This window comes from Roseicella sp. DB1501 (genome assembly GCF_013112485.1).
Lineage (GTDB): Bacteria > Pseudomonadota > Alphaproteobacteria > Acetobacterales > Acetobacteraceae > Paracraurococcus.
Genome location: NZ_JABFHG010000003.1, coordinates 562,146 through 584,145, shown reverse-complemented (window position 1 = coordinate 584,145; position 22,000 = coordinate 562,146). Strand labels below are relative to the sequence as shown.

The 22,000-nt window shown below is 59.8% G+C and carries 19 protein-coding genes; 15 read left to right on the top strand and 4 right to left on the bottom strand.

Annotation, left to right across the window (positions count from 1 at the left end; genetic code table 11):
* The first annotated feature begins 316 nt into the window (after positions 1–316).
* From HJG45_RS09020 to HJG45_RS08955, 14 genes are all read left to right on the top strand, one after another.
* Positions 317–1,330 carry a hypothetical protein gene (locus tag HJG45_RS09020; protein WP_171611754.1) on the top strand — a complete coding sequence of 338 codons (1,014 nt, stop codon included), beginning with the start codon at positions 317–319 and terminating at the stop codon, positions 1,328–1,330.
* Positions 1,330–2,754: a hypothetical protein gene (locus HJG45_RS09015; protein WP_171611753.1), complete on the top strand. Its 1,425-nt coding sequence runs from the start codon at positions 1,330–1,332 to the stop codon at positions 2,752–2,754. The genes HJG45_RS09020 and HJG45_RS09015 overlap by 1 nt, the downstream gene beginning before the upstream one ends.
* An 87-nt stretch (positions 2,755–2,841) precedes the next feature.
* Positions 2,842–3,051: a hypothetical protein gene (locus HJG45_RS09010; protein WP_171611752.1), complete on the top strand. Its 210-nt coding sequence runs from the start codon at positions 2,842–2,844 to the stop codon at positions 3,049–3,051.
* 131 nt (positions 3,052–3,182) lie between these two features.
* Positions 3,183–3,656, top strand: a complete 474-nt coding sequence (locus tag HJG45_RS29190) for a lysozyme (RefSeq protein ID WP_171611751.1) — start codon at positions 3,183–3,185, stop codon at positions 3,654–3,656.
* A 100-nt stretch (positions 3,657–3,756) separates the two neighbouring features.
* Positions 3,757–4,104, top strand: a complete 348-nt coding sequence (locus tag HJG45_RS09000) for a hypothetical protein (protein ID WP_171611750.1) — start codon at positions 3,757–3,759, stop codon at positions 4,102–4,104.
* On the top strand, positions 4,101–4,424 hold the full coding sequence (locus HJG45_RS08995; RefSeq protein ID WP_171611749.1) for a hypothetical protein: 324 nt from the start codon (positions 4,101–4,103) through the stop codon (positions 4,422–4,424). Before HJG45_RS09000 ends, HJG45_RS08995 begins: the two co-directional genes overlap by 4 nt.
* 12 nt (positions 4,425–4,436) lie before the next feature.
* Positions 4,437–4,778 (top strand): hypothetical protein, encoded by a 342-nt coding sequence (locus tag HJG45_RS08990; protein ID WP_171611748.1) that lies wholly within the window; start codon positions 4,437–4,439, stop codon positions 4,776–4,778.
* Complete coding sequence (locus tag HJG45_RS08985) at positions 4,778–5,167, top strand: hypothetical protein (RefSeq protein ID WP_171611747.1); 390 nt, start codon at positions 4,778–4,780, stop codon at positions 5,165–5,167. The genes HJG45_RS08990 and HJG45_RS08985 overlap by 1 nt, the downstream gene beginning before the upstream one ends.
* Positions 5,164–5,397, top strand: coding sequence for a hypothetical protein (locus HJG45_RS08980; RefSeq protein WP_171611746.1), 234 nt, complete (start codon positions 5,164–5,166; stop codon positions 5,395–5,397). Before HJG45_RS08985 ends, HJG45_RS08980 begins: the two co-directional genes overlap by 4 nt.
* Positions 5,398–5,448: 51 nt before the next feature.
* Complete coding sequence (locus tag HJG45_RS08975; protein WP_171611745.1) at positions 5,449–7,158, top strand: hypothetical protein; 1,710 nt, start codon at positions 5,449–5,451, stop codon at positions 7,156–7,158.
* A 2-nt stretch (positions 7,159–7,160) separates the two neighbouring features.
* The gene (locus tag HJG45_RS08970; protein WP_171611744.1) at positions 7,161–9,125 is read left to right on the top strand and encodes a hypothetical protein; all 1,965 of its coding nucleotides are present in this window, start codon (positions 7,161–7,163) and stop codon (positions 9,123–9,125) included.
* Between the two features lie 9 nt (positions 9,126–9,134).
* Positions 9,135–13,334, top strand: a complete 4,200-nt coding sequence (locus HJG45_RS08965; RefSeq protein WP_171611743.1) for a glycoside hydrolase family 5 protein — start codon at positions 9,135–9,137, stop codon at positions 13,332–13,334.
* Positions 13,335–13,346: 12 nt separating this feature from the next.
* Positions 13,347–14,819 carry a hypothetical protein gene (locus HJG45_RS08960; protein ID WP_171611742.1) on the top strand — a complete coding sequence of 491 codons (1,473 nt, stop codon included), beginning with the start codon at positions 13,347–13,349 and terminating at the stop codon, positions 14,817–14,819.
* An 8-nt stretch (positions 14,820–14,827) separates the two neighbouring features.
* On the top strand, positions 14,828–16,408 hold the full coding sequence (locus HJG45_RS08955) for a hypothetical protein (protein WP_171611741.1): 1,581 nt from the start codon (positions 14,828–14,830) through the stop codon (positions 16,406–16,408).
* Positions 16,409–16,523: 115 nt separating this feature from the next.
* On the opposite strand, the gene HJG45_RS08950 is transcribed toward HJG45_RS08955, so the two are convergent.
* The gene (locus tag HJG45_RS08950; RefSeq protein ID WP_171611740.1) at positions 16,524–18,446 is read right to left on the bottom strand and encodes an NERD domain-containing protein; all 1,923 of its coding nucleotides are present in this window, start codon (positions 18,444–18,446) and stop codon (positions 16,524–16,526) included.
* A 453-nt stretch (positions 18,447–18,899) separates the two neighbouring features.
* Here HJG45_RS08950 and HJG45_RS08945 point away from each other — a divergent pair, with 453 nt between their 5' ends.
* Positions 18,900–19,550, top strand: a complete 651-nt coding sequence (locus HJG45_RS08945) for a hypothetical protein (protein WP_171611739.1) — start codon at positions 18,900–18,902, stop codon at positions 19,548–19,550.
* A 145-nt stretch (positions 19,551–19,695) separates the two neighbouring features.
* Here HJG45_RS08945 and HJG45_RS08940 read toward each other — a convergent pair whose 3' ends face one another.
* The 3 genes from HJG45_RS08940 to HJG45_RS08930 are packed head-to-tail and all read right to left on the bottom strand — an operon-like array spanning position 19,696 to position 21,838.
* Entirely contained in the window at positions 19,696–19,857 is a 162-nt protein-coding gene (locus HJG45_RS08940; RefSeq protein WP_171611738.1) for a hypothetical protein, read from the bottom strand.
* Entirely contained in the window at positions 19,854–20,195 is a 342-nt protein-coding gene (locus HJG45_RS08935) for a single-stranded DNA-binding protein (protein WP_171611737.1), read from the bottom strand. The genes HJG45_RS08940 and HJG45_RS08935 overlap by 4 nt, the downstream gene beginning before the upstream one ends.
* 38 nt (positions 20,196–20,233) lie before the next feature.
* Positions 20,234–21,838 carry a helicase HerA domain-containing protein gene (locus HJG45_RS08930; protein WP_171611736.1) on the bottom strand — a complete coding sequence of 535 codons (1,605 nt, stop codon included), beginning with the start codon at positions 21,836–21,838 and terminating at the stop codon, positions 20,234–20,236.
* Positions 21,839–22,000: the final 162 nt, after the last annotated feature.

The window sequence follows — 22,000 nt, the reverse complement described above, 5'->3', positions numbered from 1 at the left end:
GCGCCGGAAGTACTGAGGGCAGACCACGTGCCCAGGCCCAGCGGCTCCGGCTCAGGCGGCGCCGCGCAGATCGCCGGACGGGTTATCCACTAAAATCTAACCCGGATCACTCGATGGGGGCTGGTCAACCGGCGCCAACGCTTACGACCTGACCTACCTGCGCCGCGGCCTGTACGGCACGACCATCGGCACCCATGCCGCAGGCACCCAGTTCGCCCGGCTTGACGGCGGTATTTTCAAATACGGCTACGACAAGAGTCAGATCGGCCAGACGATTTTCATCAAGCTCTGCTCATTCAACATCTACCAGGGCGGGTTGCAGTCGCTCGATGATGTCACGGCATACAGCTATGTCATTCAAGGGCCGCCCGCACCGCCGAACGTGCAGAATTTCGTCGTTCAGCAGAACGGCAACGCCGTCAACTTCACCTGGACCCAGGTCGATGACTATGCCCTGAAGGGCTACGACATCGGCTATATCGACCAGGGCGGCGACACCTCGGACTGGCACCAGTTCATCCTGCTCACGGAGGCCAGCAAGGGCACCGAGATGACCAACGCCTCGGTTCCGGCCGGGACGTGGACCTTCGGCATCCGGGCGCGCGACGTGGCCGATCAGCTGTCACCAGCGATAGCGACCTTCGACTTGGTCATCGAGAACAACAACGACACCACCACGGTCCAGAAGCAGGAGCCGGGCTGGCAAAGTGCGATGGTCGGCTTCCTCCGGCATTGGACTGGTGTGCTGATCCCGGACAGCACGACGCTGATGAGCGCAACCACGAGCTGGGCTGATCTCGACCACTTTGTGCTGAACCCGGTGTCGGAGTGTTCCTACACGACACCGACCTTCGACATCGGCTTCGTCAACAACCTGCGCATTCACTCGACCTACCAGATCACGGCGGGACCTGGCGAGGCGAGCGGTGCAGAAGCGACCACTTATCTCGACGCCTGGACCACCGGGGCAGACCCCGGCACCTATGACGAGTTCACGGTCGCCACGGTCCCGGTGCGCTACCTGAACATGAAGATTGTCTATGAGCCGATTGCCGGCGCTGTCGGGTATCTGAATGATTTTACCTACACCGTGGACCGGTCGCCGCTGATCGAGCAGGTCCAGAATGCGTCGATTGCGCCGGGCGGAACGGCGATAACTTTCGATCAGCCGTTCCACGATGTTCCGTATGTCGTCCCGGCATATATTGGCACTCACCCCTATTACGCCAGCGCGGAAACACCCACTGAAACCAGCGTGGTCATCCATGTCTGGGACCATTCAGGAAACGACGTCGGCGGCACTGTGACATTTACAGCTAGAGGAATTTGATGGGCGGCACTAACCCGACAGCACCTTACGTCCCGAACGATCAAACCGCGGACACCTTTGCCGCCTGGAAAAACAAGGTCGACAACAACAGCGTCGCCGCTTCCCGCATCGTCACCCGCTTCGCGCCGCATGCGCAGGCCACTCCGAATATGACGGTGGCGCTCGATGCAGGCTCGATCTTCACCGGCACGACCCTGACCGAGATTGCGCCGCAGTCTACCGCTACGATCACGGCCCCGGTTTCGAACTCGCGGATCGACCGCATCGTCATCGACAACACGACCGGCGCGGTGTCCGTGGTGGCAGGGACCGCCGCAGCGTCTCCTAACCCTCCCGCCCTCCCGACGGGGAAGAGTCCGGTCGCCCAGGTCCTCCTGACCAGCACGACGACGGCGATCACCAACAATCTGATTACCGACGAGCGCAACTTCGGCGGAATGGCGTCCAGTGGCTTTGGCACGCAGACCACACTGGCATCAGCATCGACCTGCAATCTTGGGTCGATCACGACGCAGAACGTCAAGATCACCGGCACGACGACGATCAACTCGTTCGGCAGCTCGGCCAGCACCATGGTTCCGATCTACATGATCGAGTTTGCAGCGTCGCTGACCCTTACCAACTCGGCGGCGCTGACACTGCCAGGCGGCGTTTCCATCCAGACCCAGCCAGGCGATTGCGCTATTGCCGAGTATCTCGGATCCGGCAACTGGCGTGTTCGGGATTACACATATGCCGCCGGCACCAGCCTGCCGACCGGCACCTCGATCCCGTGGAATGGCATCTTTGAGCCCACATGGGGCAAGTTCGAGAATGGCCAGGCGCTGTCTCGCACCACATTCGCCAAGCTGTTCTCCGTCCTTACCGCGCTTATCACCGGGACGCTCAGCAGCGGCAATGCGACAGTCACAGGGGTAATCACCGACCTCACTGGTCTCGGCCTCGAGGGCGCCGTGGTTGAGGGGGCCAGCATCTCCGCCGGTACGACGATCACCAGCGTCACCTCGAGCACGATCACCCTGTCACAGCCGGCAACCGGTGCTGGCTCATCGTTGCGCATCTTCCCGTACGGGAACGGTGACGGTTCGACGACCTTCAACCTGCCGGACAGCCGCGGCCGAGCGCAGTTTGGACGCGACAATATGGGTGGGTCCGCAGCTGGACGGCTCGCCGGTGCAATTTCCGGAACAGTCCTGGGCGCGTCTGGCGGCGAATCTGCGCATACCCTGACGGTCAATGAAATCCCGTCGCACACGCACGCACCGAAAGGCCGGCAATTTAACTTCGGCGGTTCGGGCGGAACCCGGATGACGCCTGATGCCGATTTAGGAGTGACCGGAGCCGCGACGACCGCGACCGGTGGAGATCAGCCTCACAATACCCTTCCCCCCGGCATCGTCAAAAACTGGGTCATCGTCACTTAAAGCCAGCACGCCCCACCAACCAGCGCCACCCCCATACATATGCCAGCCAACGCCGCCAGCAACATCCCGCCCCCCGGAGTATCTAGAATGCCTAATATCCGCGACGCCTTTTCGTACATGATCGGCGGTTGCAGCGCCGCGACAGGATACATTTTGATCCATAGCCAGGCCATCACCACCATCATGGGTGTTGCGGCAGGGTTCGTCGGTCTTTTGGTTGTCACGACACAACTCATGCTCAATATCAGGAAACTTGGTTGGCTCTCTTCCAACGCCAACGGCCGAGACGACGATTAAGTTCACCGTCCTTCTATTTCTCTGCTCCTGTACCCCGTTCTGCAAACCCTATCCCATCACCAACCACGCCCGCCGCGCGCCGCTCCAGCACCAACATTCGCTGGAATGTGGGGTCGCGATTAAGGATTGAAGTGCGCACCAGTGACAAAGGCATCGGCTTTATCAAGGGTTTCGAAGGGCTAAGGCTCGTCGCTTTCAAAGCCACGCCTACAGAAAAGTACTTCACCATCGGCTATGGCCGCTACGGCAAGTCCGTCGGCGCGAAGATGCGGATCACTGCTTTCGAAGCCGAGCAGATGCTGAGAGACGACCTCGCACCGGTCGAGACCTGTTTGAACTACGGCATCTTCATCCCCCTGTCACAACCGCAGTTCGACGCCCTCGCCAGCCTGATCTTCAATGTCGGCGTCGCACGGTGGACAGAATCGACCGCCCGGCACTGCCTCAACGACCGCGATCTTTTTGAATTCTGCCGTCAGGCATTTAGCCCTGAAATCGGCTTCGTGCGTCAGAACGGCAAAGTCCTGAATGGACTGGTTTGCCGCCGCGAAGCCGAACAGCTGCTGTTCCAGCACGGGCTCTATCAACAGCAGGCAATGGCATGATGTTCCACATCACAGCGGTCGCCTCAGTTTTCACTGCCTTGACCATGGCAGCGGTGTTTTTCATTCCAGAGATTCTAAACCACTTAGAAAGGCAGAAATTATGAGCGGATCAGGATTCAAGAACGTCAGGGACGGTGTCGTCCATTTCTTTCAGCATATCCTCGGCCAGGTCGACGAGAGCGTCGAAGCCGCGGCCGGCATCCTGGAATCGTCCATCGAGGCGGTTGCCAGCGAGATCAAGACCCATGGCGCCGATGTCGTGAAGGCCGCAGCTGCAGCAGCTGCCGCCGCCGCGTCGCAGGCCAAGGCAGAAGGCAAGACCAACTCGGAAGCTGGCCAGGCTGCGTTGTCTGCGGCGGAGAAGACCGCTCTGGCGAGCGCGGTGACCCTCGGCATCAATGCTCTTCATGCGATCTCGACCGCGACCGTGACCGGAGCCGCGCAATGACCATCCTCTCCTCAGTGGTCATCGGCGCGATTTCCGACCCGAACATCGCCTACGTCATCATCGGCATCATGGCCCGCGAAGCCGCACGGGGCTTCCTCTGGGCCTTCGGCACCATCCGGGCCCAGTCTGCGGCCGGCAAGATCCCGCACGTCACGCCAGATATGCTCGACCGGTTTAAAGCCGACATGCTGGCGGAACTGGCAAAGCAAAGCCCTGCTGCGGTCGCAGTGACGACTGTCGAGGTCGCTCCGATGCCCGCGCCTGTGCCAGCCGCGCCGTCTACCGAAAAGCCGAACATTCCCGTCTACAACCAGGATTAATGAGGAGGCGCCGTGGCGAACCTTTATATCGTTGAATACACCGGAGCCGGGCAACAGCAGGGCGGCGTCATGCCTGCCCTCAAAGGCTATGTCGGCAATCAGTCGATTGCACTCGCAAATGCTCATGCCGAGACGCAAAAGGATTTCACCAAAAACACTGAAATTCTTCGGCTCAAGAATGAAGGCGCCGTCACCTGTTATTACAAGCTTGGGCCGGCAGCAACCCTATCGTCATACCCAGCGACAACGTCAGACCGCCCATTGCTGCCTGGCGAGGTCGAGGATATCGACATCATCGACGTGATCCGGAAGCTGGGTGAAGTCGGTCTTAGATTGTCGGTGGTGACCGCCTAATGGATGTCCTGCCGCTTGAAATGACGCAAGGCGATTCCTTCTATTTCGAGCTCGCCTTTGTCGATCCATACAACGACAACCAGCCGGTCGATTTGTCCGGCTGGGACATCAGTGTCGATTTCAAGCTAAGAATATCGGATGCTGCACCGTACATCACGCTTGGCGTCGGCGCCGGCATCACGATCCTGCCGCCGAACAGAGCGGCACTGTCCTTTGCCGCGTCCGCCATCAGCGGCTTGGAAATCCTCTACACCCGCAGTGGCGAGTTCGTGCCGTCGCGCATAATTTATGGTGACGTGAAGCTAACTCCACCAATCGGCACCAATGTCATTCAGGGTCTCGGCGCCAGGACCGTTCTACCTCTTAAAATATGGGCCGGTATAACGTGAAAACCGGCCAAATCCGCATCATGCGCAGGCCCATTCGGGTTGTCCTTCTGGCGGTCGAGTATAACGTGCCAGCAGACGCACTACTCGACGATCAGGGCCGTCCAATCCTGGACGCCCAGGGCCATTATATCCGTATCAGTATTCCTCTTGACGTCCCGCAGACCGCATTGCTGGACGATGCCGGCAATCCAGTCCTCGACGACGCCGGCAATTACATCCTCGCGCCTTAACCAGAGAGAAAATCAGACATGAAGCATTTTAGGGTCGGGGCGACTGCCCTGTTGATGACGCTCGCCGGTTTAACAGGCCGGTCCGAGGCGCAGACGGGCAAGCACTTCAACGAATACGACAATACCGCACCGGCACAGGCGAATGACAGGGTCCTTATCGATCGGAACGGCGCCAACTACCTGCTGAGTGTTTCCAACCTCAGTTCCTACGCCTTCTCCCATGCGCCGGGCACCAACGGCCAGGTCGCCTACGTCTCGGGCGGCACCCTGACCACGGGCGACGCACAGACCCTGCGCGGGCTGCTCAACCTCTCCCCGGTCGCTGCATCCGGCTCATACACGGACCTGACGAGCAAGCCGACGATACCGTCGCTGCTCTCGCAACTGACCAATGACAGCGGCTTCCTGACCAACGCCTCGATCGGCAGCACGGTCCAGCCGCACGACAGCGACCTTGACACCGTCGCCGCCATTTCCACCACCGGCTATCTGAAACGCACCGGATCCGGCACATGGGCGACGCTGGGCAGCGTCCCTGCCGCCGACATTGGTACAGGCACGCCCAACACCCTCGCTGGCTGGGGCAGTTCCGGGGCATTCTCCGGCTTCACGCTGGGATCTAACCTGAGCCTGTCCGGTGGCGTCCTTTCCGCGACTGGTGGAGGGGCAACCCCTGGCGGAGCCGACGGCTCCCTCCAGTTCAACAGCGGCGGCACGCTCAGCGGCTGGATGCTCGGCAATGGCCTGACCACGGCTGGCGGCATCCTCAACACCACACAGCCCGCGCCGCGCGGCATCTTCCTGACCACCGACACGATCCTGGCGTCCGACAGTCGCAAGTTCGTCTATTATTACAACGCCTCGCCCGGCGCGATCACCCTGCCTTCGGCATCGTCGCCTGGATTCACGCAAGGCTTCAGCTTTACCCTGTCCATCCCTCCGGGCAGCGGTTCAGTGACGCTGAGCTCGCCGGGCAGCACGATCAACGGCCTCACCTCCTTCGTGGCCTCGGCTGGCGACATCTTCCTGCAGAGCGACGGCAGCAACTGGCTGGCCGCGGCTCCGGTGGCCCTGGGCTCGACAGGCTCAATCCAGTTCAACAGCAATGGGTACCTGGCCGGCGCCAACCTGACCGGTCTCGTGCTGGCCAATGGCGCGCTCCCGCCCTCGGCAGCCACACCAGGCGTCGACTTCGCGCCGCCGACGACCGGCACATCCCTGCTGAAAGGCAACGGGGCGGGTGGCTTCACCAGCTCGAACATGACCATCGCCGAACCGGCCACCAGCTCCACGCTGGGCGTCGCTGACGGCAAGACCTTCACGGCGCAGAACACGATCACCCTGACCGGCACGGACGGCGCATCGGTCAATGTCGGCGCAGGCGGCACGCTGGGTCCTGCAGCGTACATGACGCAGTTGACCGGTGGCCTGACCTTCCAGATCGGCTGCGCGCCTGGTGCGGTGATCCCGCCGACCGGCTCCTATGGCTTCCGCACCATGCCTTACGCAGGCTCTTTCACGAGCTGGTACATCGCCGGCGACACGACCGGCAGCGCGGTGGTCGATATCAAGCGCAACGGCACCTCGATCATCGGGACCGGTAACAAGCCAACCCTCTCCGGCGCGCAATTCGGCAATCAGGCCACTTCCGGCTGGACGGCCACAAGCTTCAGCGCGGGCGATCAGATCGAGATCGTCCTGAGCAGCGTCTCGACGCTGACATGCATCACCGGAACCATCAAAACCAACAGGACAAACTAAGAATGAAAAGAATTTCCGTCCTCTTCCTTGCGCTTGTCCTGCTGTCCAACCAGGCCTTCGCCGCGCTCAGTCCATCGAATATCTACACGATCCAAAGCACCGCGACGGTCGGCAACGCCAATGGCGGCGGGTTCAATACCGCCAACCCGAACTTCCTGACGGACGGTGCTATCACCAGCGCGACAGGCTCCTCGCCTGTCCTGACCTCCGCTTCCTATTCCTTCACCTCAGCCGATGTTGGAGCCTCCATCTGGCTTCCTGCGCAAACCAACGTCATATCCGGTTTCTTTAAAATCGCTTCCGTCAATGCTGGCGCCGCCACGCTGAGCGCAGGCATCGGCGCTGGCTCCATCGTCGGGCAAGGCCGCTACCTGGTCGCCACCACGGCCGGCGTCGGCACCGCCGCATCCCTGACCGGCATCACCTTTGGCGTCGACTACAGCCAGATGGACACCAGCCCGTTCGCGGATACCGACATCGCCTCGAGCAACGGCTCGACCGCGCCGGCACAGGTCACGTCCGCCTCGCACCCCTTCACCGTGGCGATGGTCGGCAACCTCCTCCGGGTGACCGCCGGCACCGGTTTTACCGCCAGCTGGTACGAGATCGTCAGTGTCTCCGGCGGGGTCGCCACGCTGGACCGGGCAGTCGGCACCACAGCGACCCTTTCAAATGGCACCGGCAAGGTTGGTGGCGCGCTGTCCCTTGGATCATCGGACGCCAACGTCTTCAACTCGACTCTCGCCGTGGCTTCCTCGACCGGTTCGGCGATGTATTTCATCAAGGGGGGCGCGACTTACACGCTGAGCGGGACCGTGACTATCGCCTCTGGTAACGCCCTGTCCCCGATCAAAATCGAGGGCTTCTCCTCCGTTCGCGGCGACAGGCCTTCCGTGGCGTCGGGCACTCTGCCGGTCCTCAATCCTTCAACGGCAACTCTGACCCTCGGCAACAATACTGTCACTCGCAGCGTCAAGGTGATCGGCAGCGCGGCTTCGGTTATCAATTTCGGTAACAGCGCGTCGCTTCTGGATAGCAGCGTCTACAACAACTCGACGACCGCCGGCCGCAGCGGAATCACGACCAACTTCAACAGCCTGATCCGGAACGTCGAAGCGGTCTCTATCAAAGGCAAGGCCGTGCAGGTCAGCACGAGCAACAACGCTTTTTCCATTATCGAAGACAGCTACCTGCATGACAGCGATATCGGGATATCCGTCGGTGGCAACAGCTCGGTCGTTATCCTCGGGAACCTGATCATCGGTAACGTGACTGGCGGAATCATTGGCTCCCTGGCCAACACCGGCTTTCTGGATATCCGCAACAACACGATTTACGGGGCCGAAAATAAACTTGGAACGGGTATTTCACTTGTCACCGGATCCCTCAATCAACTCCAGTTCCGCAACAACATCCTTTATGGGCTTGCGACTGGCGCATCGGGTGCGGACGTCAATAATTTCATTCAAGACAATCTGAACGACTATTTTAACAACACGGCCGACGTCAACGACCCGACCAAATGGCAAAAGGGCAATTCCGACCTCGCGCTCGATCCGCAGTTCGCGGGCGTGGCGCAGATCTCCGGAACGACCGCGACGACGGTGACGGGCAATCATTTCGTTCAGGCCGGTGCGACATTCCTTTCCTCCGGCGTCACGCCAGGCAGGGACTTCCTTTACGTCATCAGTGGAACAGGCGTGACGGTCGGTAAATACGGCATTGCCTCGGTCGACAGCGAAACTCAGATCACCACCGACATCGCCATCGCAGCGGATTCGACGCCGGACAAGGTCTGGCAGATTACCACCGGCAAGAACTTCGCCATCGGCACCAACCTGAAAGCCAAAGGCGCCCCCGGCAACTTCCCCGGCGGCTACACCACAGGCTTTATCGATATCGGTGCGGTGCAACGCCAGGAAGGCGGCGGCACCACCATTCTCGGCTCCTGCTCATCCGTTTACTGAGGATTTTAGATGCGCTTTTTCCTAACGCTTCTCGCCCTTATCGTATCTTCCGCTCCTGCCTATGCATCACGCGGCGGCAGCGAGCTTTCCGATAAAACGGTCCTGGTCGGGGTCAATGTCTCCGGCCTCGAGCAAGGCGCCCTGCCCGGCACGCCGTCTACCGATTATCCGATCCCGAACTCCGGCAATTTCGATTATTACCGCTCGAAGAACTGGATGCGGGTTCGCGTACCCTTCCGGTGGGAGCGCATCCAGCCTGTCCTGAATGGTCCGCTGGACCCGACCTTCGTCGGCTACCTGACTTCGGTCGCCTCGACAGCGGCCGCGCACGGTCAGAAGATCCTGCTCGATGTCCACAACTACGGCGGCTACACGCGCGTCGGCAAGGTCACCGGCACGACCTCGCTGACCACGCCAACCGTCATCACCGGCAGCGACACGACGAACATCGCGGTCGGCAACGGTATCAGCGGCACCGGCATCCCTGGCAACACGACCGTCATTTCGGTCGATACCCCGACGCAGTTCACCATCAGCAATGCCGCGACCGCCGCTGGCACGGTCAGCCTGACCTATTCCTACCCGACCCACAAACTCGGCGACGGCACGCTGAACCCGTCCGACTTCGCCGATCTGTGGAGCCGCATCGCAGCAGTTTTCGTCGGCAACCCTGCCGTCTATGGCTACGATCTCATGAACGAGCCGTCGAACATGCCAACGGCCAATGCCTGGCACGACGCCGCTCAGGCAGCCATCAACGCAATCCGCGCCATCGATTCGACGACACCGATCTATGTCGAGGGCAACGGGTATTCCGGCACCTACAGCTGGTTTTCCAACGGCAACGCCGATCTCGCCAATCTGACCGGCGGCAACCTGGTGTTCTCAGGCCACGCTTATGCCGACCACGATAACAGCGGCACGAATGGCGCGGGCGTCAACGGGTACGACAATGAAGTTGCCATCGGTGACAGCCTGGACTGCGCCGGCGGCGCCGGACATTGCGCCGTGCTGGGGCCGGACATCCTGGTCAAACGCTATAAACCGTTCATCGAGCAGTTCTGCGAGCCGAACCACCTGAAATGCCACATCGGCGAATCAGGCGTCCCGAACAGCGATCCGCGTTGGCTGACCATCCTCGATAACGGCCTCGCCTACCTGCAGAAGCACAACGTCCCGATCACGTACTTCGCCGCCGGTCCCTATTTCGGCAAATACTTCCAGGGTGTCGAGAATCAAGCCTCGGGCGGCGATACCGTCCAGGTTGCCGTTCTGACCAAATACACCAACGCCTACCAGCCTCGGGCCTATTACCTGACCGGCCCAAGCCGCGGCACGGTGGGGACGCCCGCGACCTTCACGGTGACGTACAAAGGGTGCGTAAAAAGCGCCTCTGACAGCTTCCCGTCGAGCTGCGTGGTCGGTCCCATCACCGTCACCCCTACCCCCATCACTGGCGTCACCTTCTCGCCCTCCAGCGTCACCCTGTCGCCTGGCTTCAATCCGACTGCGACCTTCACCGCCACCGCGTCCGGAAGCTCGACCTACATCATCGCCACCAAGAACAGCATCGGCTGGACAGATCCGGCCGCTGTGGGCTTTGCGACGCAGCCCGACCTGTTCATGAACCTGGCCACCGCGACCCCGCAGAACATTTTCTCCTTTCGCAAGCTGTATGCGCCGTACATCGGTCCGTGCTGCACCTTCCGTCGGGAGAGCGACAACAAGCAGATGACGGTCGGCTTCACCAGTCAGGCGATCAATGCGCCGGTCGACACAGCTTCCTTGCTGACTTGGGCCGCAGGATCTCCGGTGCATCTGGTGACCTGGTACGATCAAGGCCCCAATGCTTACAACGCTGGGATCAAGCGCAGCGCGGACGGCTATGGCGATGGGCAGGCTCCCACCCTCGCCGACCAGCCCGTGTTTTCCGCCACAGACGCCAATCTGAACAACAAGCCGGGCCTTGTCTGGAATGGCAGCAATGGCATGGATGCGATCAGTCCTATTAACGGTTATACCAACTTGACCGTTCTGGCTGCTTTCAATCCCGCATCTCTCACCGCCAATCGCGTTATCGGCTGGGATTTCCTTCAGCATTACGCCTTTCCGAACGGCGGCAACTTCTACATGGACGGCGACAACTTCATCGTCGCCTACATGGATGAAGGCTATTTCCACACCTATGGCTGGCGCTACAAAATCGGTCAAACAAATGGGATGACCGCTTACCGCGACGGCTACCCCGTCCAGCAGTCGGACAGTAATGCCGCGCTGTCCTCGATCAACCTTCAATACCGGTTCACAGCCCGCTTGGGTTACCCGATCAATGCCAGCGGCAGTTTTCAGGGCGATACGGCGGAAACGCTGGTGTTCAAGGGTGCCCTAACCGACAGTGAAATGCTGGCATTCAGCAATGATCAAGCGAACTATTACGGAACGCCGACACCGACCGCGCCGGCCTTACCGACAGCACCGGCTATCGACACAACGACGCCAAGCGCACTGCCCTTAACAGGCGTCAACAACTCCGAAATGGAGTTCGGCGCCTATCCTGGCGTCTTCCACACCGATTATTTCGACCACTCCTCCCAGAACTGCCCCTATTACCACTCCCGCTCGCTGCTGACGATCCGGGAACCGTTCAAATGGGAACGCCTCCAGCCAACCCTGCAGGCGCCGCTCGATGCCACCAAACTGGCGGAGATGCGCGCAGCCGTCGATACCTGCCAGGCCGCAGGCGAAAACATCCTTCTCGATATGCACAACTACGCCCAGTACGGCGACAGCATGATCAATGCGCCGACACTGGAAAAAGTGGTGAATGGCACATTCATTGCCGGCGCGAGTTTCACCGGATCGATTGCCGGAACGACGCTCACAGTTTCAGCCCTCTCATCTGGCACATTGGCGATTGGACAAGTCATCAATGGCCCTGGCGTCACCGCAGGGACCAAGATCAACTCTCTCGGGACAGGTACTGGCGGTACGGGGACTTACATCCTCAGCGCCAGCCAAGCGGTTGCCTCGACCTCCCTGACCTCGACCGAAAACTATGCAACGTTCACCGGGTCGATTTCCGGGAAAGTCCTCACTGTCACGGCCATTTCCTCTGGCAAAATTCTCAACGGCCAGATGATCACAGGTCAGGGGGTAACTGAAAACACCACCATTTCCTCCTTGGGAACTGGAACTGGCGGCGTTGGGACATACAATATCAATAACAGCCAGACGGTAATGTCTGAATATATGTCCGGCGCGCAAACTACCTGGAATCGCGGTCAGGGCGTCACCGTTTCCGGCAACGCGGCGAATATGTCGAACTTCACCGGCATAGCTATCAGCGAAACGCCGTCGACAGCGAACGGCATGCTCTACACCGTCACGTACACGCTGAGCAATGTAACGTCTGGTTCAGTAACCTTGAAACTGGGGACAGGGTCCGGGACGACACGGTCGAGCAACGGGACTTTCACTGAACAGGTTCGCTGCGGCCCGGTGCCGAGCGATATCATCGCATTCAGCGCCAGCGGTTTTAGCGGGTCGATCAGCAACGTCTCGGTCCAGTTCATTTCAGCAAAGCCGGCAGATTATGCCGACTTCTGGAGAAGGATGGCCGATGCATTCCCGTCATCGTCTTATCCCAAAGTCAGCTTCGACCTGATGAACGAGCCGCACGCAATCGACGGTGCAACCATGGCATCGTTTTATAATGCTGCCATCCCCGCCATTCGCGGCGAAGGCTTCACCGGTTGGATTTTGATAGAAGGCTTGAGCTACGCCAGCACCGCAAACTGGATTGCTGACGGATGGGCCGCCGCGGCACTGACTGTCACTGACACGCTGAACAAGCTGATTGATGAAGGCCACGCTTATCTGGATGCGGGCGCGGACGGCGGCGGTTCGGATATGTCCTTCTGCACAAGGGACGGCGTTTCGCAAATTTCGGCAATGACCGACTGGGCCACGACGAACAATCGCAAGCTTCTTCTCGGCGAGTTCGGCATTTCGCCCGACAACTCCTGCATGGCGCAATATGGGGCCATGCTCGATTACATGGCGTCCCATGATGTGTGGGTCGGATTCACGGCCTGGACGGACGGTGCTTATAAGAACGATTACCCATACAAGACCGGCCCAGCTAGCTTTACCGCCCCGCTTGTTGATCGGCCGAACCTCTTCCCATTGATCAATCACCGCAATCTATAACCAGTAGGCCATATGAAAAAGCTTTCCCTGCTGCTCGCCTTCTGCCTGCTCACTTTATTTTCCAACGAGGCGCAGGCTTTCAACTTTCACATGAACTTCGGGTTCAATTCCCGGCAGGCACCCACGACAGCGGCGTTCATCCCCGCGAACAATGCCATCGTGGCCAAGGGCGGGTATACCTCTGTCCACCCCAACAATTCAGGCTACATGCAGACCGCTCGCCGGTCGGTCATCGTCGTTGGGCGTCAACCGGTCAAGTCGATCCGCCTCATCTACTGGAATGGCTATTTGAACCATGGTGAATTCAGCAATGCCAATCCGATAACGATCGAAGCCGCGTTAGAGCAGATCTCGCCCACTGCAAAATACGTGACGGTCACTTTTAACGCTGCGGCCAACGTCACGATTCCATCGGGGCAATGGGCGGTCAGCGACCCGATCTACCCAGCAGCTTTCGGCCTGAACGTATTCCCCGCCGGGTGGGGCTCTAATTTCAGCGCGGCCGTCCGTACCGGCATGACCCTCTCCTCCACGTCGGACAAGTGGGCATCCGCCGAGCCGAACTTTCAAGAGATATTCAACAACCAGAACAATGGCACGACGCGCTGGATCAGCACGGCCCTAGTTCCCTCGCAGATCCAGGCCGCCGGTCCATTCACGACGCCTGGCACAGCGTCCAACTCATACGGCGACTTCGCAATGATGCCGAGCGCCATTATCGGCGAATGGGCCGGTACGCCCGATGTCTCGCTATTCCTAAGCGGCGACAGCATAAATTACGGATACTACGACAACCAGGATAATGGCTCTCTCGGCGGCGGCTATGTCGTCAACGGGATCCGAAACGTCAATGGCGGCCAGATACCCTTTGTCCATGTTGCCAAGCCGAGCGAAGCCGCCAGCGATTGGCCGGTTGGCGGCGCGGTTTATCGAAAGTGGCTGATGCAGTTCGCCACCCACTATCAAGACGATTATGGGACGAACGATTTCCAGGCAAACAAGACGGCAGCTCAGACGCTCGCTGCCAAACAGGTTATATGGGCCGATTTTCGCCAGTACGGCAAATACCCTCGACATATCGCCAACGACAACGTCATCCCGCGCGCGACTTCCACCAACAACTGGTCGGCGCCAACGGACCAGACGCCCGTTGCCAGCAGTGTCGTCGGCGGTCCGCGCGATCAGCTGAATGCCTCGATCACTCCCCTTATCGGACAGAGTAACGGTCCGGACGAGGTATTCGACATCAACTCGTACTGCCGCGATCCAAATGCCAGCTATTCAGATCGCTGGGTCAGCAACGGCACGTCCAAATACGGCACACCGGACGGCACCCATCCATCGGCCACAATCCACAGTCTCGCGTCCAGCCCTTATACAACGATGGCTGCGGGGTGGACTGTAGGCGTTCCCGCCAATGACAACGGCGCGAGTTCAACAAGCATCACTGCCGATTCCATACTTTTGACCGCCGATAAACAGTAGGTTCAATAATGAAAAAACTCCTTCTTCTATCCACCTTGCTGCTTTTCCCATTGCAGGCCGAAGCCGCTACGATCTCGCCCGTGAACATCGGAACAACTGCAAATGACGGGACTGGTGATCCCAACCGCACCGCCTTCGGTAAGATCAACTCAAACTTCACTGCCCTGAATTCCGGCACGGCCAATTACCTTGCAGGCTATGATGGCAGCGGCGTTCTGACATCCCTACAGCCAGGCGCAAACTGCTCGATTAGCAGCGGCGTTTTTAACTGTAGCGGCGGCACGACGTCACCTTTGACCAGCAAGGGCGACATTTATACCTTCAGCACCGCCAATACCCGGCTCGCGGTAGGCGCTGACAATACCTGCCTGATTGCTGACAGCACCCAGACAACTGGGTTAAAATGGGGAGCGTGCTCGACTGGCGGCAGCGGCACGCCGGGCGGAAGCACCGGGCAGATCCAGTATAACAACGCAGGATCCTTTGCCGGATCAACCGCAACCATCGACGCTTCCGGCAACCTCGGCTCAGTCGGGACCATCGCCAGCGGCGCGCAGACCATCACTGCAACCTCAGCCAATGCCTTTGTCGTCGGCCAGAACGGGACGACAAACCCTGGCTTCACCGTCAACACCAATACGGCGTCATCGGCAAACGGCGTGCAGCTGACCACCTCGGCAGCCGGATCCTCGACTGGTCCGCTTCTGCAATCGACCTCGAGCGCTGGCAACGAGAACATCACACTGAGCTCGAAGGGCAGCGGCGGATCGAGCGGCGCCGTTTACCTGAACACCGGCACTTCGGCAGGCGCGATCCGCATGACATATGGCGGTGTGGCGACGCCGGTTTATCAGTTCACCCAGACCGCAACGACGTTCTCGCCAGCAGCGAGCGCCGGCGTCCATTACGTGTTTAACGGTGCCGCCGACAACAACATCCCGGCGGGGTCAGTCCAGCCCGTGATGAACCTGGCCTTCACTGGCACTCGAACCCATCTTGTCGGCGCCCTGACCAACGACCCATGGCTGTCCGTCACCTGCGGCACCACCGCTTTCTCCGGTGCCAGCACCGCGACCGATTCCTCCTGCGCTTACATCGCCGGTCCACCCTCGGCAGGAACCAACGCCAGCTTTGGCGCAGCGCACGCATTGCAGATCGCGGGCGGCGCAGTATCCGGGTCGCCTCCGGTAGCCGACGGCCTGAACGTCTCCGCCCCGACCGGCGCGATCAGCAATTTTGCCATCAGAGCTACTGGCCCTTCCAGCTTCCAGGGCGGCCTGCAGTTTACGAGAACGACGGTCACTACCGGAGCGTCATACACCGTTCTCGCCAATGACTACGGGATCCTGGTCAACAAGGGCACGGGCAGCGCCACGACGATCAACATCCCGACCTGCACCACGGGCGGCACGATTGACGGGCGGATTTTGCGCATCGCTGACGAGAAAGGCGATGCGGCGACCAACAACATCACCATCACACCGACCAGCGGGACCGTGCAGAATGCTGCATCATTGGCGATTTCCGCTAACTACGGGAAGGCAATCCTGCAGTGCGATGGTGCCTCTGGTAACTGGGCTCAGGAATGACGTGATCGCTCAGATGAGTTAGCGCGTCTGGCCGGGCTCCTCCCCGGTTGGATAGCTTCGATCGACCCCCGTCAGCTTCGGCTGGCGGGGGTTTTTCTGCGTTGGGGTACAATGATCAATGATCGACAAGCGCTTCCGACGTTGCATGGAATAGCACGATCGGCTCTGGCTTTTGATTGTGTTCCGGCCAAGTCCGCCCGTATGCGATTAGCTCCGGGTTGTTTGCTGAACACACGACTGTCAGGAAGCTGCCTTGAGGACTTCGCTTCAGGCGAGTCAGAGCGGCGTAGATAACCGCTTTACTCTCGGGCAAGTCGAACTGGCTTACGTAGACGACAAGCAGTCTTGTCTCCCAACCCTTAAAGCTGTGCGGGGTAGTTGCTTTGATCCGCGCATCCCCCATAAAGAAGCCAATTTTCTCCCGACGCCGCTCCATGTAGTCCTCGTTAAATGTGCTGACTGCGTTTATGTTAAGGCCAGTCAATCCCCGTACCACGTCGTCTCCGAGGTTCGTGTCGTCCGTCAAGAAGGTTATATCCGCGTTGCCCGTTCCGTTCGCGCCCGTTCGACGCATCAATGCGATAATTTCCCTGATGCACGCCTCGGTCCCTTGGGGCGCTTCGCACTGCACCCACCGGAGCGTGCAACTATCAGGCTCCAAGTTGGACTGTCCCGAGTCGGGAAGGTCAGTTCGGTCTTTGTCGATGAAGATTTTGGCGAAAGTGCCCGCATAGTCCTGGACCATCTCGGGAAGCCTGTAGCTTTTGCCGAGCCTCGCCCAACGGCCGCTAAAGCCCATCTCGGTCATGGCTTGCTCGGTCCATGCCTTTCCTGTGCCGTAGATGTCTTGTGTAACATCGGCGACGAGCAACACCTCTCCCCCTGGCTTCAGCGCCTTACGAATGATTGGCCACCAGTCCGGACGGTAGTCTTGGCCCTCATCCACCATGATGGTGTCGTATGTCGGCACCTTGCCCGTTTCGAACGCTTCGCTGGCGAGCTGTGGTATTTCAACGTTCATAATACGGTCTTTCGTCGCGCGGTCAGCCGTCTTCTGAAGTTCGTCGATGAGCCGAACATATCGGGCATGATATCCAGATCGCAGGGCCGCGATCTTGCAGAAATGATGGAAGTGATCGAACCAAATGGAACTCAGGCCAACCGGTTTGTGCAGCGAGCGCACGATCAAGTCCCGGAGATAGTGCCACAGAGTAATGTTGAAAGTGAGGATGAGCACGGTCTTCTCTGCGTTCGCACGCATCGCCGCCCTCGCCGCCAACACCATGGACTTGCCCGATCCTGCCGGTCCCTTGATCCTCCGATATCGTGAAGCCGGCCACTCCGTGATCAACTTCCTCTGCTCGGCGTCGAGCTTGAGCGGCTCACGCTGCATGCGGGCGAAGTCCGGCTCTTCGAGCCATCCCCGCAGGTCGTCCGCAAGTTCCGGCCGCATCAGTTGGGACGTGCGCCTGCTCGACTCCGGGAAGATTGACCTAATGTCGCCAGTTGCCACCTCCCTCGAACCAGCGATGGGATGGTACTTAGCGATTTCGGGCTTCTGCCGGTCCCCAGTAAAGGGACTAAACAGCGCTTTCACCCGTTCCGCCGATGCAAAGGGAAAGATTACGCCCGCCGTAATAGCACCGAAACCGCTCCGCTGCTCAAGACGCGGACAATAAAGTTCGTAAATGGCCTTCTTATAGAACTCCACTTTCGAGATAGGATTTTGTTCTTCGATCGAAAACAGGCGGCCGTCCTTCCGGGCAACGAGGACCGGATAGCCTTTATACTTCTCAGCTACAGAGTAATCCATGGCATCGAGGTCCCAATCTTTCACCTCGAATACCGCGATACCAGCGCGGGGGTTCAGCAGCACAACGTCCGGCCTTAGCCCATTCAAATGGGGCTGGATGTAGATTTCCCATTCAACGGACAGGCGGCGGTGGAAGAGTTCCAGAACCATGCGCTCGCCCTCGGTGAGGGGTTGGCGCAGGCGGTCCAGGTCCTCAAGTGGCGGGAAGATTTTTCGGCGGAACATCTCGCCGTCATAACAGAAATTTTTGCGTCAGAACATCTCGTTCGATCAACGGCCATGCATGCCTACCGAAGCTCTGCCGCCATGCATGGTTGATCGGACATGTTCGTTGTAACGACCACCATTCCGTTGCTTTGGGTCGAGAACAGCTGAGGCACGATGAGTGCCTAGTGTGAGCTCTTACCCCTTAGCCAAGCCCGCCAACCCCTCCGCCGATGCACGAAAAACCGCCGTAGCTTCTTCCCCAACGTTCTGACCTCGGAGGAACCGCTGCAACAGCTTCGCGTGGGACGCCGGACTGTGCTGGTACGCCGATCCCCAATCCATCCACTTTGCCAACCGTGTCATCGAGATGCCACGGGATCGGCAATACGCGACCAGCTTCGCCCTGACTTCATCGTCGCTCATGGGAAAGCTCCTCACATCAGGTCAGCATAGCCGCATTCGGCGGGACAGATGGTGGAGATTGCGATGGCGTCCAGCAGCAAGGGTCCAGAACGTTGCGCGATGCCCCCATCAGAAGGCCAGCCATCGATGCCCGCCGACGAATCATCAACAGCTAAAGATGCAACCGCGCCAGGCGCGGTCCTTACGACCTCGTGGAGCCTGATAACTTCAGACCCGCCGGTCAGCCTTCGGGCTGACATCGCGACTCATTTGATGCATTCAGCTGTCCATGCAGCCAGAAGAGCTCACGCTGTTGAGGCTGAACGTGATCCATCTGCCCGCACCGCTCGGGTCGCCGATATGCTTCAGACCGTTCCAGTATCAACAATCATGGCATCGGCAGCTATCGAAGCGCATCTAAACGAGACAATTCAAGATCAGCTAGATATACCGACCATTTGTTATTCGAAGAAATTTGCGTTTGAAAATATTAAGGAACGCAGAAGCGGCAGCGCATGGGATAAATTCCCCTCTATCGCTTGCCTTATGCAAAAGGGCCCGCCGGACAAGAATAACAACAAATGTAAGAACATGAAGCTTCTCATTGATTTTCGCAACGCGCTGATCCATTTCAAACCCATGTGGGACAATGAGAAAGCTAGCCTCCGTGATTTAGTGAGAGACCTAGAAAAAAAGCATCAATTGTTCCCGTTAATTTAAACGATGGCCGACTTGAGTTTCCTACCAGCTTCATGACCTATGGCGCCGCGAAATGGTCAATCAACACCGCCCTTTCCTTCGCGGCCTACGTCTCGAGCATCCTGGGTGTCGCCGACAAGTTCTCCACCCAGGACTACGCGCTTCCCTAGCCCGGCTCCGGACCCCGCTCCTCCACCTCCTCGATCGCATCCTCGAACGGCTCGACATCCTCCGTCATGACGGAGCCGCAGGCTCCGCACTCCGGTTCATCATCCCGCGTCTCGAAGGCATTGCAGCCATGCCGGCAGAAGACCATGCGCAGCGTCATGGCTGCGGCTTCCGACCGAGGAAGCCGATCTCCTGGACGACGACCTCGGTGATGTTGCGCTTGACGCCGGCGTCATCCCATTCGCGCGGCTCCATGCGGCCGATGATACTGACCTGCTGGCCCTGCCTGACATGATCTCGCACCAGCTCGGCGGTCTTGCCGTAGGCGACGCAGGGATGCCAGCTCGTCTTCTCCTGACGCTGATCCTTAGCGTCGTACCAGGCCTCGGCCGTGGCGATGCTGAACCGCGCCGTCAGGCCGCCGCGATCGAGGGTCTTGGTCTTCGGGTCCTTGCCGACATTGCCGATGAGATGGACGCTGTTGAGTGAATAGGACATTTCTTTCTCCTTTGTTTGGTGGGCCGTAAGTGGCCGGCTTACGCAGTGTAGAAATTCATCGACAGGCTGACGGTCTGGGTCCCGTCGATCAGACCGAGGCCGCGCAGCTTCGTCAGCGTGTTGCGGAAGTAGCCCCCGCTGGGATCGGTGCCGACGCGCGCGGCGAGATCGCCCTTCGCCAGGGCACCGGCGTCCCATAAGGTGCCGAGGATCCGCTCGTTCAGACCGCCGAGGCGCTTGCTCCAGACATCGAGCAGATCGCGCCCCACCGGCAGCGGATCGACTGGACCGACAGCGGCGCGGCCCGCCGGGGTAATCGAGATCGGGTCGGTGCCGGTGACCTGTCCCTCCGACCGCATCTTGGTCAGGGTATTGCGGAAGTAACCTCCCGACGCCTTCACCTCCACCATCAGCGCCAGGCGCGACTTCGGCACCGCTCCGTCGAGCTGAGCCAGGGCGGTCAGGATGCGGCGCGGGAGACCGTCGCCAATCTCGGACCTGGTCGACGATGGTGGGGCTTTGGGCCTGGACGGCTGCAGGGGCACCGGGTTGGGCACTGGGGCGGCACTTATGACTTGGCTTGACCCCAGATCCTCTGCCAGTGCCCTCAGACGGTCGCCAGCGGCCGCCAGCGCCTGCTTAACTGCCGGAGCGACCTCCGCCCTCCCCCGTGCATACCCCGCCTCCTCGGCCTTCCTGAGCGCATCGGCGTCCGGCTTCCCCTTGGCCTTCTCGAGCTCGGCGATGCGGGCCTTCAGCCGCTTGGGATCATTCTCGGCGGCATCGCTCGTCGCCAGTTCGAGCCTGGCCTGGATGGCGGGAAGGTCGATCTTCGCCAGCACGATTTCACCAGCTTCGCCATCCGGCGCCTTGCTGCTGTCATAGGTCTTGATCGGTGGAAACTTCACCCGCTTGAGGACGCCGACGACAGGCGCCCATACCCAGCCCTCGCCGGTCTGCAACGACGGCAGCGAGGCCATCATGTCGGCCCCTTCCTTCGGGTCTGCCCAGGAGCCGATCCAGTCCTCGATGGCCTTACGGTCCTGCGGCGCGACGACCCGCATGGCGACCAGCGCCTGGGCCTGGCTGAGGCTGTCCTTATGAAGTTTCTGCGGCCGCTGCGAGATCATCATCACCCGCAGCCCGCGGCTCCTGCCCTGGCTCAACAGCCGGTTTGCGGCATGCAGCATCATGGCTGACTGCGGGTCCGCCACCTTGCCCTGCGGCATGATGTTGTGGGCCTCGTCGATGATGAGGTGCAGCGGCTTGCGGTTCAGCCGGTAGAGCGTTTCAGCGACGTCGGTCAGGAACCGGGTCTGGTCGCGCACAGTCATGTTGCCGGTGTCCAGCACGCAGGAAGTATCCGTCGTGGCGACGATCTCCGCGATCGCCTCGCCGCTATTGGCCGTCAGCGGCACGTCGGCCTGATCGCCGCCGAAGATCACGACCGGGAAGCCGGCCTTCTTGCCGCTGGCGCTGGACCGCAAGCCGGACCAGGCGCCGGTTGGATCGATGACGCAGAGATGCCCGCCGCTGGACAAGATGCTTTCCGCGATGCCCTTCGCGGCAAACGTCTTGCCGGAACCGGTGATACCCAAAATAGCGATGTGCTGTTCGAGTGCTTTGTCTGGAATAATGCCCACCTAATATCCTCTTTTCCTAAGCCAGTCATTCAGAGCCACGCGCACGACAGCAGCGAATGTTTTCAGACTTTCGCCCTTCGCTGCACGCAAAACTCTTCTTTCCAAATCACGCTCGAACCGCATCGTTCTCATGCGCGTCGGCGGTAATTTTATTGCCATTTA

What these genes read in the sequence shown, in the direction of transcription:
- HJG45_RS08965 (WP_171611743.1), top strand. Translation starts at nt 9,135, where the DNA reads ATGCGCTTTTTCCTAACGCTTCTCGCCCTTATCGTATCTTCCGCTCCT.
- HJG45_RS08970 (WP_171611744.1), top strand. Translation starts at nt 7,161, where the DNA reads ATGAAAAGAATTTCCGTCCTCTTCCTTGCGCTTGTCCTGCTGTCCAAC.
- HJG45_RS08995 (WP_171611749.1), top strand. Translation starts at nt 4,101, where the DNA reads ATGACCATCCTCTCCTCAGTGGTCATCGGCGCGATTTCCGACCCGAAC.
- HJG45_RS08945 (WP_171611739.1), top strand. Translation starts at nt 18,900, where the DNA reads ATGGTGGAGATTGCGATGGCGTCCAGCAGCAAGGGTCCAGAACGTTGC.
- HJG45_RS08960 (WP_171611742.1), top strand. Translation starts at nt 13,347, where the DNA reads ATGAAAAAGCTTTCCCTGCTGCTCGCCTTCTGCCTGCTCACTTTATTT.
- HJG45_RS08950 (WP_171611740.1), bottom strand. Translation starts at nt 18,446, where the DNA reads ATGTTCCGCCGAAAAATCTTCCCGCCACTTGAGGACCTGGACCGCCTG.
- HJG45_RS08935 (WP_171611737.1), bottom strand. Translation starts at nt 20,195, where the DNA reads ATGTCCTATTCACTCAACAGCGTCCATCTCATCGGCAATGTCGGCAAG.
- HJG45_RS08985 (WP_171611747.1), top strand. Translation starts at nt 4,778, where the DNA reads ATGGATGTCCTGCCGCTTGAAATGACGCAAGGCGATTCCTTCTATTTC.
- HJG45_RS09000 (WP_171611750.1), top strand. Translation starts at nt 3,757, where the DNA reads ATGAGCGGATCAGGATTCAAGAACGTCAGGGACGGTGTCGTCCATTTC.
- HJG45_RS08955 (WP_171611741.1), top strand. Translation starts at nt 14,828, where the DNA reads ATGAAAAAACTCCTTCTTCTATCCACCTTGCTGCTTTTCCCATTGCAG.
- HJG45_RS09015 (WP_171611753.1), top strand. Translation starts at nt 1,330, where the DNA reads ATGGGCGGCACTAACCCGACAGCACCTTACGTCCCGAACGATCAAACC.
- HJG45_RS08940 (WP_171611738.1), bottom strand. Translation starts at nt 19,857, where the DNA reads ATGACGCTGCGCATGGTCTTCTGCCGGCATGGCTGCAATGCCTTCGAG.
- HJG45_RS09010 (WP_171611752.1), top strand. Translation starts at nt 2,842, where the DNA reads ATGCCTAATATCCGCGACGCCTTTTCGTACATGATCGGCGGTTGCAGC.